The sequence below is a fragment of the Aquitalea sp. USM4 genome (genome assembly GCF_004328945.1).
In the GTDB taxonomy this organism is placed as follows: domain Bacteria; phylum Pseudomonadota; class Gammaproteobacteria; order Burkholderiales; family Chromobacteriaceae; genus Aquitalea; species Aquitalea pelogenes.
On the sequence record NZ_CP029539.1, the window covers coordinates 574,872 to 587,863 of the forward strand.

At 48.9% G+C, this 12,992-nt stretch carries 11 protein-coding genes and 6 tRNA genes; 6 read left to right on the top strand and 11 right to left on the bottom strand.

Features of this window, described 5'->3' with window-relative positions:
• Positions 1 to 33: 33 nt before the first annotated feature.
• Together DKK66_RS02585 and DKK66_RS02590 are read right to left on the bottom strand one after the other, a co-directional pair.
• Positions 34 to 438: a ProQ/FINO family protein gene (locus DKK66_RS02585; protein WP_045845699.1), complete on the bottom strand. Its 405-nt coding sequence runs from the start codon at positions 436 to 438 to the stop codon at positions 34 to 36.
• Positions 439 to 649: 211 nt separating this feature from the next.
• Positions 650 to 734 (bottom strand) — tRNA-Leu (locus tag DKK66_RS02590).
• A gap of 218 nt (positions 735 to 952) precedes the next feature.
• On the opposite strand from DKK66_RS02590, the gene DKK66_RS02595 reads away from it, so the two are divergent.
• Positions 953 to 2,149 carry an amino acid aminotransferase gene (locus DKK66_RS02595; RefSeq protein ID WP_131355291.1) on the top strand — a complete coding sequence of 399 codons (1,197 nt, stop codon included), beginning with the start codon at positions 953 to 955 and terminating at the stop codon, positions 2,147 to 2,149.
• 111 nt (positions 2,150 to 2,260) lie between these two features.
• Here the strand turns inward: DKK66_RS02595 and DKK66_RS02600 are convergent, their stop codons facing one another.
• On the bottom strand, positions 2,261 to 3,268 hold the full coding sequence (locus DKK66_RS02600) for a nucleoid-associated protein (RefSeq protein ID WP_131355294.1): 1,008 nt from the start codon (positions 3,266 to 3,268) through the stop codon (positions 2,261 to 2,263).
• Between the two features lie 350 nt (positions 3,269 to 3,618).
• Here DKK66_RS02600 and DKK66_RS02605 point away from each other — a divergent pair, with 350 nt between their 5' ends.
• From DKK66_RS02605 to DKK66_RS02625, 5 genes are all read left to right on the top strand, one after another.
• A complete protein-coding gene (locus DKK66_RS02605; RefSeq protein WP_131355297.1) occupies positions 3,619 to 4,170 on the top strand; it encodes a fimbrial protein in 552 nt (183 codons plus the stop codon).
• 88 nt (positions 4,171 to 4,258) lie between these two features.
• Positions 4,259 to 4,813, top strand: a complete 555-nt coding sequence (locus DKK66_RS02610; protein ID WP_131355300.1) for a fimbrial protein — start codon at positions 4,259 to 4,261, stop codon at positions 4,811 to 4,813.
• A gap of 80 nt (positions 4,814 to 4,893) precedes the next feature.
• A complete protein-coding gene (locus DKK66_RS02615) occupies positions 4,894 to 5,631 on the top strand; it encodes a molecular chaperone (protein ID WP_165494095.1) in 738 nt (245 codons plus the stop codon).
• A 35-nt stretch (positions 5,632 to 5,666) separates the two neighbouring features.
• Positions 5,667 to 8,156 (top strand): fimbria/pilus outer membrane usher protein, encoded by a 2,490-nt coding sequence (locus DKK66_RS02620; RefSeq protein ID WP_131355306.1) that lies wholly within the window; start codon positions 5,667 to 5,669, stop codon positions 8,154 to 8,156.
• A 226-nt stretch (positions 8,157 to 8,382) separates the two neighbouring features.
• Complete coding sequence (locus DKK66_RS02625) at positions 8,383 to 9,447, top strand: fimbrial protein (RefSeq protein ID WP_131355309.1); 1,065 nt, start codon at positions 8,383 to 8,385, stop codon at positions 9,445 to 9,447.
• Positions 9,448 to 9,522: 75 nt separating this feature from the next.
• Here DKK66_RS02625 and DKK66_RS02630 read toward each other — a convergent pair.
• The 8 genes from DKK66_RS02630 to DKK66_RS02665 all read right to left on the bottom strand — a co-directional run bounded on the left by DKK66_RS02630 (position 9,523) and on the right by DKK66_RS02665 (position 12,988).
• Positions 9,523 to 9,596: transfer RNA gene (locus DKK66_RS02630), tRNA-Cys, on the bottom strand.
• A gap of 42 nt (positions 9,597 to 9,638) precedes the next feature.
• Positions 9,639 to 9,714, bottom strand: a tRNA-Gly gene (locus DKK66_RS02635).
• A gap of 31 nt (positions 9,715 to 9,745) precedes the next feature.
• A tRNA-Gly gene (locus DKK66_RS02640) sits at positions 9,746 to 9,821 on the bottom strand.
• A 46-nt stretch (positions 9,822 to 9,867) separates the two neighbouring features.
• Positions 9,868 to 9,943 (bottom strand) — tRNA-Gly (locus tag DKK66_RS02645).
• A gap of 28 nt (positions 9,944 to 9,971) precedes the next feature.
• Positions 9,972 to 10,047: transfer RNA gene (locus DKK66_RS02650), tRNA-Gly, on the bottom strand.
• Positions 10,048 to 10,135: 88 nt separating this feature from the next.
• Complete coding sequence (gene pgsA, locus DKK66_RS02655; RefSeq protein WP_045845694.1) at positions 10,136 to 10,717, bottom strand: CDP-diacylglycerol--glycerol-3-phosphate 3-phosphatidyltransferase; 582 nt, start codon at positions 10,715 to 10,717, stop codon at positions 10,136 to 10,138.
• Positions 10,718 to 10,743: 26 nt separating this feature from the next.
• A complete protein-coding gene (gene uvrC / locus DKK66_RS02660; protein WP_131355312.1) occupies positions 10,744 to 12,549 on the bottom strand; it encodes an excinuclease ABC subunit UvrC in 1,806 nt (601 codons plus the stop codon).
• Positions 12,550 to 12,553: 4 nt separating this feature from the next.
• Positions 12,554 to 12,988 carry a DUF4124 domain-containing protein gene (locus DKK66_RS02665; RefSeq protein WP_045845692.1) on the bottom strand — a complete coding sequence of 145 codons (435 nt, stop codon included), beginning with the start codon at positions 12,986 to 12,988 and terminating at the stop codon, positions 12,554 to 12,556.
• Positions 12,989 to 12,992 lie beyond the last annotated feature (4 nt).

Genomic DNA, 12,992 nt, shown 5'->3' on the forward strand with positions numbered 1-12,992 from the left:
GCAAGGAGGGGTCTGAAAACAGGGCTACTTCGCTTATTCAGTAGCAGCCTGATCGTTCTGTACAGCTTCGACAGCCGGGGTTTCCGCTGCGGGCTTGGGTGCCGACATCAGCTGGGCGGCCTTTTTCTCTTCGGCGCTCACTTCACCAGCAGGCTTGCCGGCAAGGTCAAAACGCTTGCCACCACGCGCCAGCGACTTCACGTAACGCGGCTTTCTGCAATGATTTGCCACCACGCGGGAAATCAGGGTTGCATCGAATTGCGGCAGGGCGGCAATCAGGCTCTCATGGATGCCCAGAGCCAGCGGACGGAATTGACGGAACACTTCGAACTTGCTGTATACATGTTCCGCAATCATTTCAGTCTGTTTTTTCTTGGACAGACTCTGAACAGCGGACTTGAGAGCAGCACCCAGTGCCGTTTCGGTATTTGGCTTCATGAACTTCTATCTAGATCCAGTGATGCTTTTGTAATGACAGGCAAGCCTGCCAGACAGGGGGAACGGCCTCAAACCGTCACAATGCCAACTTGTCGTTTGATCCACGACACCGCAGCGTCCTGTATGGTAATGCAGCTTGCCAAGCCGTGCCAGCAAAAGGCAGGAACGAATAGCAGCAGGACAGATTTGCGTATCAGGCTGGCAACGGTGATGGTGCGCCCAGCCGGGGTCGAACCGGCACAACCGAAGTCGAGGGATTTTAAGTCCCTTGCGTCTACCAATTTCGCCATGGGCGCACCGAGACGCGGATTATGCCAGTACTTGGGCACTGCGTCATCTTTCTAACGTGCATTTTGCTGCCACCCGGCAGAGAAGATGCGCATGGCTTGCTGCCAGAGCATGCTTTGCGCGAAGATGCACGATTAGCATTTGGCATCAGCCCAATCATCCAGACAGGGGCTGAATCGCTGCTCACTCATTCAATAACAATCCGCTACAAAGGAAGTACCGTCTCATGTTCGAACATATCGAAGCGTACCCAGGCGACCCCATTCTGACCCTGGTAGAAACATTTCATGCAGATCAACGTCCGCAAAAAGTGAACCTCGGCATCGGGCTTTATTATGATGAAGAAGGCCGTATCCCGCTGCTCTCTTCTGTGCAGAAAGCCGAAGCCGCGCGCGCAGCCAGCCCCTCGCCCCGCCCCTACCTGCCGATGGAAGGCGCTGCCAATTACCGTACAGCCGTTCAGCATTTGTTGTTTGGTGCAGCCCACAAGGCTGTCGTCGAGAAGCGCATCTCCACCATCCAGACCATTGGCGGTTCCGGCGCACTGAAGGTAGGCGCGGACTTCATCAAACGTTACTTTCCGCAGAGTGAAGCCTGGATCAGCAATCCCAGCTGGGATAACCACCGCGCCATCTTTGAAGGTGCGGGCATCAAAGTGCACGATTATCCCTACTACGACGCTGTCAGCGGTGGACTGCTGTTTGAGGAAATGCTTGCCACCATCAAGCAATTACCAGCCCAGAGCGTCGTGCTGCTGCACCCCTGCTGCCACAACCCGACCGGCGTTGACTTGACCCCGGCGCAATGGGACATCCTGATTCCGCTACTCAAGACTGGTCAGTTGATTCCATTCCTGGACATTGCCTACCAGGGTTTTGGCCAGGGTCTCGACGAAGATGCTTATGCCATTCGCAGCATGGCCGATGCCGGCATCAGCTTCTTTGTCAGCAACTCCTTCTCCAAAAATCTGTCCTTTTATGGCGAACGTTGCGGTGGGCTCTCCATCGTCTGTCAGGATGCGGAAGAAGCCACACGCGTACTGGGCCAAATGAAGGCCACCGTGCGTCGCAACTACTCCAGCCCTCCGACGCATGGCGGTCAGATCACCGCCGCCGTCATGAATGACCCGGCTCTGTTTGCAGAATGGCAAGAAGAAGTTGCCCAAATGCGCGTCCGCATCAAGGCCATGCGCCAAAGCCTGTACCAAGTCCTGAGCGAGCGCGTGCCCGGTCGTGACTTCAGCTACTTCGTCACACAGCAAGGCATGTTCAGTTACACCGGTCTCACTCCTGAACAGGTTGACCGGCTGCGTGAAGAATTTGCAGTCTATCTGGTGCGTTCTGGCCGGATGTGCGTGGCGGGCTTGAATAGTCGCAATGTGAATTATGTTGCCGAAGCCATGGCTGCCGTGCTGAAAAACTGACTATTACCAGCCAGCAAAAAGCCCGGTCTTGTACCGGGCTTTTCTCTTTTCTGTAGATACCGTTATCAGCTGACCGTGATAGAAAACATAGTCCTGACCGGCCGCGTCATCTCACTCTCTTTTGTGCAACTTCAACACCAAAGTCAGTTCACCTTCGCCATCATTCTGCGACTGGATATTCTTCAAGGTAATGCCACTAGGCAACAACACGCTGATACCGTGACCGATACCATATTTTGACAGCGACTTTTCCAGTCGCTTAGCCATGCTTTGCGCAGGCAGGCGGGCCTCGTCATCAAGGGCGAAACCATAAGTTTCCGCAGCATCATCAAAAGCCTGGCTGACCTGCTCCTTGCCAACAAACTTTTCTGCAATCGAGCTGACCTGAGCTGCGGACATTTCTTCCTCGGTTTCGCATACCGCCAGAAACTCATCCTTGAAGCGGGCCTGTTCCAACGGGTCGGCAATCTCTTCAGACAGCTGCTCCACCACGCTGGCAACCATCCGGCTACTACTCGTAGCATCCGGAACCCGCATGGCCTTGAGAAAATCATCCAGCCAGAATTTTGCCTGCTGACCTCCACGGTCCACCGCATACACAAGAGGGCCGGACTCCAGAATCAAAGCCCCTTTGTCAATCAACCTGGGGTTGATACCGGATGCATGGCGGATATCAAACACCTCACCAGCCTCAATAACAGAAAGGAAGTCATCACGCACTTCTGACTTGAACACCCCCAGACCACGTAACTCACACTCGCCATCCGACAAGCCGGAAAACAGGATGACAAACAAGTCACCGGCACTGATGTTGGGATGCTGTGAACGTGCATACAGGTGCTTGGCAATGCGCTGTGACAGTGCAAGGAAGTCGAGTTCACCCCGGAAAAACTGGCGGGTGTAATGGTAAATCTCGTTCAGATTGAGATCGGACTCATGAAAGAACTGATGCTTTTTCTTGTCCGACACCACACCACGCAGATAGCCACTAAGGATCAGCGACGAGACACCATCATCAACATCAGAAGCACGCTCAGACAACTGAAGCGGTTCACCTCGCGCCTGATTTCCCACCCGATGCACTACCAAGCGCTCAACGCGCGACTCGCCAATCAACATGTTCTGTCCTGCTACGCCAAAAAAGGTGAATTATTACCCTCAGCCAATGCTGTGACAAGAAATTGCCATATGACTTCATGAGATTATGACTAGTACCTAATGCAAATCATCATGACATATAACTTGCTCTTTACTATATAAATGACATTTAGCTAATCAAGCATTAGAGAATGTTATTAATTGGCCGTAAATTTAGAACAGCTTGATAGATAATTTGCAACCCACAGATGTTGGGAATTTTCCTAGACAATTCAGGGACTAGTCTTAATTACAGTCATCGTTGAGTTAGCGATAGTTACGTCACACAAGAACACTCTTGTTGACCAACAAACACTCGCCAAGGACTCATCATGAAAAAACTTCTGACTATCGCCAGCGCCCTCGCACTGGGTGGCTTCGCTACTCAAGCCTTCGCCTATGACGGCACCATCAATTTCACCGGCACCATTTCAAACGTAACCTGCACGCTTGCTGTGTCAGGCACTACCCCAGGCACCATTACACTGCCGACGGTGACCCAATCAGCATTGAAAGCTGTTGGTGATACAGCTGGCACAACGCAATTCAGTATCAAACTGTCTGCCTGCACGGGGACACCAGCACCGACACAGGCTGCTGCATGGTTTGAAACCGGCGCTGAAGTCAATGCAGCGGGCCGCTTGCTGACTACCGTGGGCGGCACAGCAACAGATACCTTGAGTATCGCTCTCTATAACATGGGTAGCGCAACCCCCATCGCCATTGGACAGGGCAATGGCAGCATTGGCAGCAGCGGCTCCCCGTTCCCGATCACCAGTGGCAGTGCAACGCTCAACTATCAAGCCAAATACTATGCTGAAAAAACAGGTGTTCCTGCAGGTGCAGTACAAGCCAAGGTGAACTACACCATTCAATACCAGTAAGCCTCAGATTCTGAGCGAATACTCAGCAGGCATGCATGGCAATCAACATCAATATCTATTGATTGCCATGCTGTACCAAGGATAAACGATGAAAAGATATATCGTACTCGCTAGTACAGCTGCGATGGCTGTGATTGCTGCCGAGGCTTACGCGTTTGACGGCACAATTAACTTCGCAGGAAATGTATCCAACGTAACCTGTACCATTGCTGCAGCAAGTGGCGACAATATTGGGACAGTGACGCTTCCAACCGTAACACAGTCTGCATTAAAAGCAGCTGGCGATACCGCAGGTACCACGCAATTCAATATTCAACTATCAAATTGTGCTGGCAACCCTGCTCCAACAAAAGCCGCTGCATGGTTTGAAACAGGCAGCGAAGTGAATGCTGCAGGACGTCTCATTGCAAGCGTTGAAGGTACGGCAACAAGTGCTTTAAGCATTGCACTATATAACATGGGAAGTCCAACCCCTATTGTGATTGGCCAAGGAGATGGAAGCCTGGGAAGCAGCGGCAGAGACTTTGACATTTCGGGATCAGGAACTACGCTGAAATACCAGGCAAAGTACTACGCAGAAACAACCGGCGTACCTCCTGGTAAGGTTCAGGCCAAGGTCAATTACACCATTCAATATCAATAATCGTTTGACACATCACAGATTGTTAACAAACAAAAAAGGAGATGCGCAGGTTATCTCCTTTTTTATTCCGGGGAAAGACAATGCCAATATTTAATAAAAGTAATTTCTTCACTCTATCGGCATTACTTGCGCTTAATTCAGCTAATGCAGACGTCTACATCAATGCTACCCGAGTGATTTATCCAGCCGAAAAGCGAGAAATTACATTCACTGTAGGTAATGGGGCGAACACGAAATCACTCATTCAGACTTGGGTTGATGAAGGAAATGCCAAAGACACTCCAGACAATTCCAAAGCACCATTCATTCTCACCCCACCGCTGGCCGTCATTGGAGCACAAAAAACACAAAACATAAGAATGAGCTACAGCGGTGAGCAGGCTCTACCTAGCGACAAGGAATCGCTATTCTGGATTAATGTTCTGGAAGCACCAAAAAACACACAGGATCCAAATGAATTAAGAATTTCACTACGCACCAGAATAAAACTATTTTACAGGCCAAGCGGGCTGGAAATGAAACCAGAGGAAGCACCACAAAATATTTCCTGGAAAATAGATCACAGCAATGGAAAATGGCTATTATCAGCTCAAAATAACAGCCCATACTTTATCACATTAAGTCAAGCAAAAATGAAAACGTCACAATTCACTGGAATTACAAAGTTAACACCACAAAACTCAATGATTCCTCCACAACAGACAATACAGTTGCCATTAGTAGCAGATAACGCACCAACAGAACCTGGAGTCAGCTTCAGTACTATTAATGACTATGGCGGGACGAGCGACTACAGCTCTAACTTAAGTCCGCACTAAAATATTTTAAATTTAACCATAGCAAGAAAAACATCATGACAACCATTACTGACTTCAAACAAAATAAAATCAGTTTACTGGTTTTGTGTGCCTTGAGCATGCCTTACGACTATGCGCTGGCTGGGGAAGAAAGCAAGGTTGCCCTATTTGATAAAAGCATGCTGTGGGGAAACTTAAAAGAGCTGGACATTTCCAAATATGAAGAAGGCAATATTATACCGGATGGCACGTATAGCATTGATATTGTCTTCAATGATACTCTTAAAGGGAGATATGAGCTTGCAGTAAAGAAAAATTCTGCCAATAGTCAATCAATGCCGTGCATTTCTCGTAAATTACTGATTACATTTGGAGTTAAAGAGGAAAGCCTGCCTCCGACTGTAGAAGACAGCGAATGCATCGACATCTCCAAATATATACCAGATGCATTCTATGCATTTGATACGAACGACCTATCATTGCGAATTAGTGTTCCTCAGATTGATGTTAAACATTACCCAAGGGATTACTCGCCTCCGGAAAAGTGGGAAGCAGGGATTCCAGCATTCCTTCTTGACTACAATGGCAACACCTATTTTTCCAAAAACAATAATAGCAACACGGAAAATGCTTATCTATCAACCAAATTAGGATTTAATTTTGGTGAATGGCAATTCAGAAATACAACTTCAATTAGTTGGGACAACAATAATGGCAGATCTGTCGTGCCAATGGAAAGCTATGTAAAAAAAGACATCGACTCGTTGCGGGCACAACTCGTTCTAGGTGATAGTTTCACCGATGGTGATTTATTTGATTCTGTCTCATTACGCGGTCTACGTTTAGTCACTGATGACCGCATGAAACCTGTTTCTCAAACAGGCTATGCACCTATTGTGCGTGGAATTGCCAATAGTAATGCTGTTGTGACAATCAAACAGAATGGATATGTCATCTCTGAAACAACAGTCGCGCCTGGCGCATTTGAAATTAGTGACATTCCGCCGGGTTCTTACAATGGTGACCTGGATGTGACTGTGACTGAAGCAGATGGGAAAAAGAGTACTTTCACAGTACCATTCTCTGCAGTTCCACGCTCCATGCGGGAAGGTTCAGACCGCTTTAATTTCAATATTGGTAAAGTACGCAATTTACTCAATACCAGTCCTATGCTTGGGCAATTTACTTATCAGCGCGGCTTGAGTAATTTATTGACGGGCAATACCGGACTTACCCTTTCCGAAGGGTACACTGCCTTCCAGGCCGGTACGGTATTCAATACCAGCCTTGGTGCAATTGGTGTTGATGCTACTCATTCCAATACAAAAATCAATGACACGCTGCTCAAGGGACAATCTTATCGTTTCAGCTTTAACAAGCTTTTTCTCAACACTGGGACAAACGTTACGCTTGCTGCTTATCGATACTCGACAAGTGGCTATTTCAGCGTGCGTGATGGTCTTAATGCGCGGGACCTAGCCGTCAAAAGTGCAGAAAACCCAGCCACTTCCTTTTCCAGGCTCCGTAGCCGTGCTGAAATAAATATTAACCAAACATTTAACCAGAGTAGCTCAGTATATTTAAATGCATCAGTACAGAACTACTGGAACTCTGACACTCGAAATGTGCAGTATCAGGCAGGTTTTAGAAAAAACCTGCGCTGGGGCTCTATAGGTGTCAGCGTGAACCAGGTACGCGACAACAATAACAATAAAGTTGCCACGATGATGTTTAACTTGTCCATCAATATGGATGGTGGAAAATCATTTAGCTCTACTCTTCAGCACGATACGGAAGGAAATAATAATCAGCAAGTTAGCCTTTCCGGTAATGCTGGAGAAGATAAAAGATGGAGCTACAATATTAATGCAAACAGAAATACCAATAGCACAACTGAAGATAATACCATTGGTGGAAGTGTAAATTACTCCGGCAGTAAAGCTTCTGTAAATGCAACTTCCAGTGTTAACAAAAACAGCAAACAACTTTCACTTGGTGTGACTGGTTCTGTACTTGCTACCACACATGGCATTTTCTTTGGCCAGAGCATGGGTGAGAGTGCAGCTATTGTTGAAGCCAAAGACGCTGAAGGCGCGGAAGTCATGCCTGCAGTTGGCGTGAAGATTGATCGTTCCGGTTATGCATTACTACCTTCATTGTCTCCATATAAACTGAATGATGTACAACTACAAACTGGCAGTATGAATGAAGGTGTTGAATTGCAGGGCAGTAGCAACCAAGCCGTGCCGCGAAGTGGTGCTGTAGTGTATGTCAACTTTAAAACATCAAAAGGATTACCCATTCTGTTTAAAGTAACACAGTCAAACGGTGAAGTACTGCCATTTGGTACGGATGTAATGGATGAAAATGACAATGTAGTTGGCAACATTGGTCAAAATGGGAAACTGCTGGCACGCGTCAAGAATGCGAAAGGCACTTTACATGCAACTTTGAACAATAAGAGAAGCTGTCGATTTAGTTATAGCACATTTGAAAATTCAAAACAAAACACTCTACAACAAGCCACCTGTAATTCGAGTGACTGACTATCAGAAAGCATAATGAATTTCTAGTATTTTGCGTAATACCGTTAACTGTTAACTCATTTTTTTGAATAAAATTTACAATGTCACAAAAATCGAAAATACAGGATCCTGCGAGAACTAGAGATGCATTGCGTGCGAATGAAATAAAAAACACATCTGACTAATATTTTAATATGCCTACTAACCAATCAACTTAAAAATAAAAAATATCAAGGAGTACCACGGCATGAAAATATTAATTAATTACAGAATTTCACTATTTATATTATTATTTTTCGCCACATCCTCCTATGCCTATTCCGCCCCAGTAGATTGCGGTGGCGGAATAAACGGAACGGTACCTGACATGACAATAAATGCTGGCCTAACCCCATCTCCACTCAACTATTCCGGCCCCGCAAATAAATCAGGATATGCTGGCGCACAATATTCCAACACTTGGTCTTATTTTAGCTGCAATGCAGGTTTTCAACCACAGCTTGCATATAGAGTTTGGGCTCAAGCAGATCCCTCTTTAAATTTCGATAAAAATGGATTGGTCACACTACCACTCGCACCAGGAGTCGGTTTAAAAATCATGCTAGGCATTCCTGGCACATCACTCTTTAATTTCAAAAACAATAGTAGAAATTATATAGGGCAAATACAACCTACAAATTCTTTATATATTACTGCAATACTTCCTGATTTAAGTCTACAATTTAATGGAATTTCGATTAAATCTGGTAGTTACACTATACCAGCAACGAAGCTACTGACAGTAGAACTAAGAGATCCAAGCGATACTGCAGGGAATGGAAATAAAGTTAGCTATGCCACCCTTTGGCTTAAATCCTTTACCATCAATGCAACTACAGCAACATGCACGGTAAATTCAAATAATTTACTAATTACATTCCCTAGCATAACTGCCAACTCAACGAATAATGTTAGTCTAGGCTCCGCATTATTTGCTAAAAATTTTTCAATTAATTTAAGTTGTCCAGCGACCAACGGGCCAAATATCTACACCACCTTCACAGACAATATCAACCCTGCTAATTTTACAAATATACTTAGTCTCGACCCAGCAAGTAGCGCACAAGGTATTGGCGTTCAGATAAAATATAATAATTCTCCAATAAAATTTGGGCCAGACTCCGGTTTACCAGCCACGACGAATCAGTTTTTATTAAAAAGTAACGTCAATGGACCAACAACATTTAATTTCGCTGCCCAGTTAATTAAAACTGGCGTAGTCTCTAGTGGAGACTATAAGGCAACTGCAACATTCACTTTAAGCTACCAATAAGGGCTTTACCGGAATCAACTAAATATTGATAGTGAAATAGAAAAAGCCCTTGCAGTTATCTGCAAGGGCTTTTTTTGGAGGCGCGAGCCGGAGTCGAACCGACCTACACGGATTTGCAATCCGGTGCATAACCGCTTTGCTACCGCGCCGTAGCTGGAATTCAAACAGCACATTGTCTGCTTGATAAAATGTGGAGCGGGAAACGAGGCTCGAACTCGCGACCTCAACCTTGGCAAGGTTGCGCTCTACCAACTGAGCTATTCCCGCGTCGTGGGTACTACGTGTTTGCTAGTGTAGGTGGAGCGGGAAACGAGGCTCGAACTCGCGACCTCAACCTTGGCAAGGTTGCGCTCTACCAACTGAGCTATTCCCGCATCGCATGGTACTACCAAACAATTTTACTACTGCCAATACAGTGGATGGAGCGGGAAACGAGGCTCGAACTCGCGACCTCAACCTTGGCAAGGTTGCGCTCTACCAACTGAGCTATTCCCGCGTCGCATATACTGCTGCAAATCAAGTAGTGGAGCGGGAAACGAGGCTCGAACTCGCGACCTCAACCTTGGCAAGGTTGCGCTCTACCAACTGAGCTATTCCCGCATACAACTTGGTTTGCTTCTCTTGTCTGCCACCGAAGTGGCGTCGAGAGAGTGAGAATTATAAGGGTTTCTCAGACCCTGTCAACACTTCACACATCAATTTTTTTACCGGAAAACTCGCGTGCAGCCATGCGCAGATAGTAAACCATTGACCACAAAGTCAAAATCACGGCAATCACCATGAAAATATTTCCCAGCAGCAAGGTGCTGACACCCGGCAAAAGCGGGCCAGCGTACAGCAAAAGCAAGATGGCCAGCATTTGTGCCGCCGTTTTCAGCTTGCCGATATAGGCCACGGCTACGCTGCCACGACTGCCCATGCCGGCCATCCACTCACGCAAGGCTGAGATGGTGATTTCCCGGCCGATGATGATCATGGCCATCCAGCCTGGCGTGCGGCCCATTTCAACCAGCAGGATGAGCGCAGCGGCCACAATCAGCTTGTCGGCCACCGGGTCCAGAAAAGCACCAAATGCCGATGTCTGTCCCAGCTTGCGTGCCAGAAAGCCATCCAGCCAGTCGGTCCAGGCGGCGAGAAAGAAGATGAGCGCGCCGACGTTGTTACGGTCGGTGGCCATCAGCATGGAATCTGGCAGGAAAAAGACGGCTACACACAGTGGTATCAGCGCAACGCGCAGCCAGGTTAGGAAGATCGGCAAATTGAAGGGCATGTAGTTAATCTGCTTATGGTTTTCGTTTAATGCAAAGCCTGGTAGATCTTTTCCGCGAGGGTTTGACTGATGCCATCTACCTGCGACAAATCGTCAATACTGGCTGCCACTACACCGCGTAAACCACCAAAGCGCAGCAACAATTGCTGACGTCGCTTGGCGCCAACGCCCGGAATCTCTTCCAGCGTGGATGCCGTGCGCGCCTTGGCGCGTCGTGCGCGGTGTCCGGTAATGGCAAAGCGATGCGCTTCGTCCCGGATGGTCTGGATCAGATGCAATGCCGGGTGGTCACTGCGCAATTGTAGCGTCTTTTGCTGATAAGGGAGGATGAGCGTTTCCAGCCCGGGCTTGCGCTCTTCGCCCTTGGCCACACCGATGATGGGCAAGGTGAGGCCCAGCTCGGCAAAAACATCCATGGCTACCCCAACCTGTCCCTTGCCGCCATCAATCAGTACGGCATCAGGCAAAGTCCCCTCCCCTGCCGCCAAACGGCTGTAGCGGCGGGTAAGCGCCTCGCGCATGGCTGCATAGTCGTCACCTGGTTTGGCCGTTTCGATATTGAAGCGGCGGTACTGGCCCGGCTGCATGGCTTCCTTGTCATACACCACACAAGAGGCCACCGTGGCTTCACCCATGGTATGGCTGATATCGAAACATTCCAGCCGCTGCACACCTTCCAGGCCCAGGGCTTCGTTGAGCTGTGCCAGGCGATGCTGCTGCGTGGCCTTGCTGCTCAGACGCTGGCTAATGGCCAGCGCAGCGTTCTTTTCCGCCATTTCCAGCCAGACGCGCCGTTCGCTGATGGGGTTGCTGACCAGATGAACCCGTCGCTCCGACTGTTGTTCCAGCAGTTCGCGCAATGCTGCTGATACATCCTGATTGACAATGATGACCGGCGGCATGGGCGCACCCAGATAATGCTGGGCGAGAAATGCGTCCAGATGGCTAGCGGCATCGTCGTCAACCGTCCCTTGGGGAAAGAAGCTCTTGTCTCCCAGATGGCGACCGCCACGTATCATCACCAGATTGATGCACACCAGCCCGCCATCGGCAACGGCGGCCACCACATCGCAATCCTGCTGGCTGGCATTACTGGAAACAAACTGCTTTTCCTGTACCCGGCTCAGGGCCTGGATCTGGTCGCGCAGTTCGGCCGCCTGCTCGAACTCCAGCGCCAGCGCAGCTTGTTCCATGCGCTGGGTCAGCGTGTCGATCAGCTCATTCTGCCTGCCTTGCAAAAAGGCTACGGCGCTTTGCACATCGCTGCGGTATTCCTCTGCCGAGATATGTTCGACACAAGGGCCGGAGCAGCGTTTGATCTGGTATAGCAGGCAGGGACGCGAGCGGTTGGCAAACACCGCGTCTTCACAGGTACGCAGGCGGAATACCTTTTGCAGGATCTGGATGCTTTCGCGTACAGCGTAGCTATTGGGATAAGGGCCAAAGAACTGATGCGGCTTCTTGGGTTCGCCCCGGTAATACGCCAGTTGCGGGAAGACATGACCGGACAGCATCAGATAGGGGTAGGACTTGTCATCCCGGAACAGGATGTTGTACTTGGGCGCCAGCGCCTTGATCAGGTTGTTTTCCAGAATCAGTGCTTCGGCTTCCGAGCGGGTCACCGTGGTTTCGATATTGGCAATCTGCCTAACCATCAGCTGGATACGCGGGGAGTGGTCGGTCTTCTGGAAATAAGAGCTGACCCGCTTTTTGAGGTCGATGGCCTTGCCCACATAAAGCACATTGCCCGACGTATCGAACATGCGATAAACGCCGGGCAAATTGGGAAGGTTGGCCAGTACCGATTGGGGATCGAAACTGTTTGTTGTCATGAGTTCACTGATTGCACCAGTTTTGCACATCCTGCTGGGCTTGCTGCAACAGCGCACTGCGCTGGCTGTCAGTGGCCAGCGCATTGCTGCCCGGCATCTTGATCCGGCCGTTTTGCTGAATCGCCGCCTGGTTTTCCCGCGCTCGCTTGCAGTTTTCCTGTGCGACCTTCTTGTTTTGTTCTTTCACCTTGGCATTGTCGGCCGCGATTTCTGCGTTCTTCTTGTCAGCTTCGCTTTGCGGGGCCGACTTGACCGCCTTGGCCGGGGATGAAGCAGGACCGTAAGCGCGTACATTCACCTGCTTGGCCTTGGAGCCTGGCGGCGGCTGATCAGAAAAAACAGTCTTGCCGTTGGCATCGACATACTGATACACCTCCGCCATGACCGGGGCGGACAGCACACATGCAACAAGCACACTCAGAATCGCAGGGGATTTCATTGTT

Coding starts and splice junctions, on each gene's coding strand:
- DKK66_RS02585 (WP_045845699.1), bottom strand. CDS start 438: ATGAAGCCAAATACCGAAACGGCACTGGGTGCTGCTCTCAAGTCCGCT.
- DKK66_RS02595 (WP_131355291.1), top strand. CDS start 953: ATGTTCGAACATATCGAAGCGTACCCAGGCGACCCCATTCTGACCCTG.
- DKK66_RS02600 (WP_131355294.1), bottom strand. CDS start 3,268: ATGTTGATTGGCGAGTCGCGCGTTGAGCGCTTGGTAGTGCATCGGGTG.
- DKK66_RS02605 (WP_131355297.1), top strand. CDS start 3,619: ATGAAAAAACTTCTGACTATCGCCAGCGCCCTCGCACTGGGTGGCTTC.
- DKK66_RS02610 (WP_131355300.1), top strand. CDS start 4,259: ATGAAAAGATATATCGTACTCGCTAGTACAGCTGCGATGGCTGTGATT.
- DKK66_RS02615 (WP_165494095.1), top strand. CDS start 4,894: ATGCCAATATTTAATAAAAGTAATTTCTTCACTCTATCGGCATTACTT.
- DKK66_RS02620 (WP_131355306.1), top strand. CDS start 5,667: ATGACAACCATTACTGACTTCAAACAAAATAAAATCAGTTTACTGGTT.
- DKK66_RS02625 (WP_131355309.1), top strand. CDS start 8,383: ATGAAAATATTAATTAATTACAGAATTTCACTATTTATATTATTATTT.
- pgsA (WP_045845694.1), bottom strand. CDS start 10,717: ATGCCCTTCAATTTGCCGATCTTCCTAACCTGGCTGCGCGTTGCGCTG.
- uvrC (WP_131355312.1), bottom strand. CDS start 12,549: ATGACAACAAACAGTTTCGATCCCCAATCGGTACTGGCCAACCTTCCC.
- DKK66_RS02665 (WP_045845692.1), bottom strand. CDS start 12,988: ATGAAATCCCCTGCGATTCTGAGTGTGCTTGTTGCATGTGTGCTGTCC.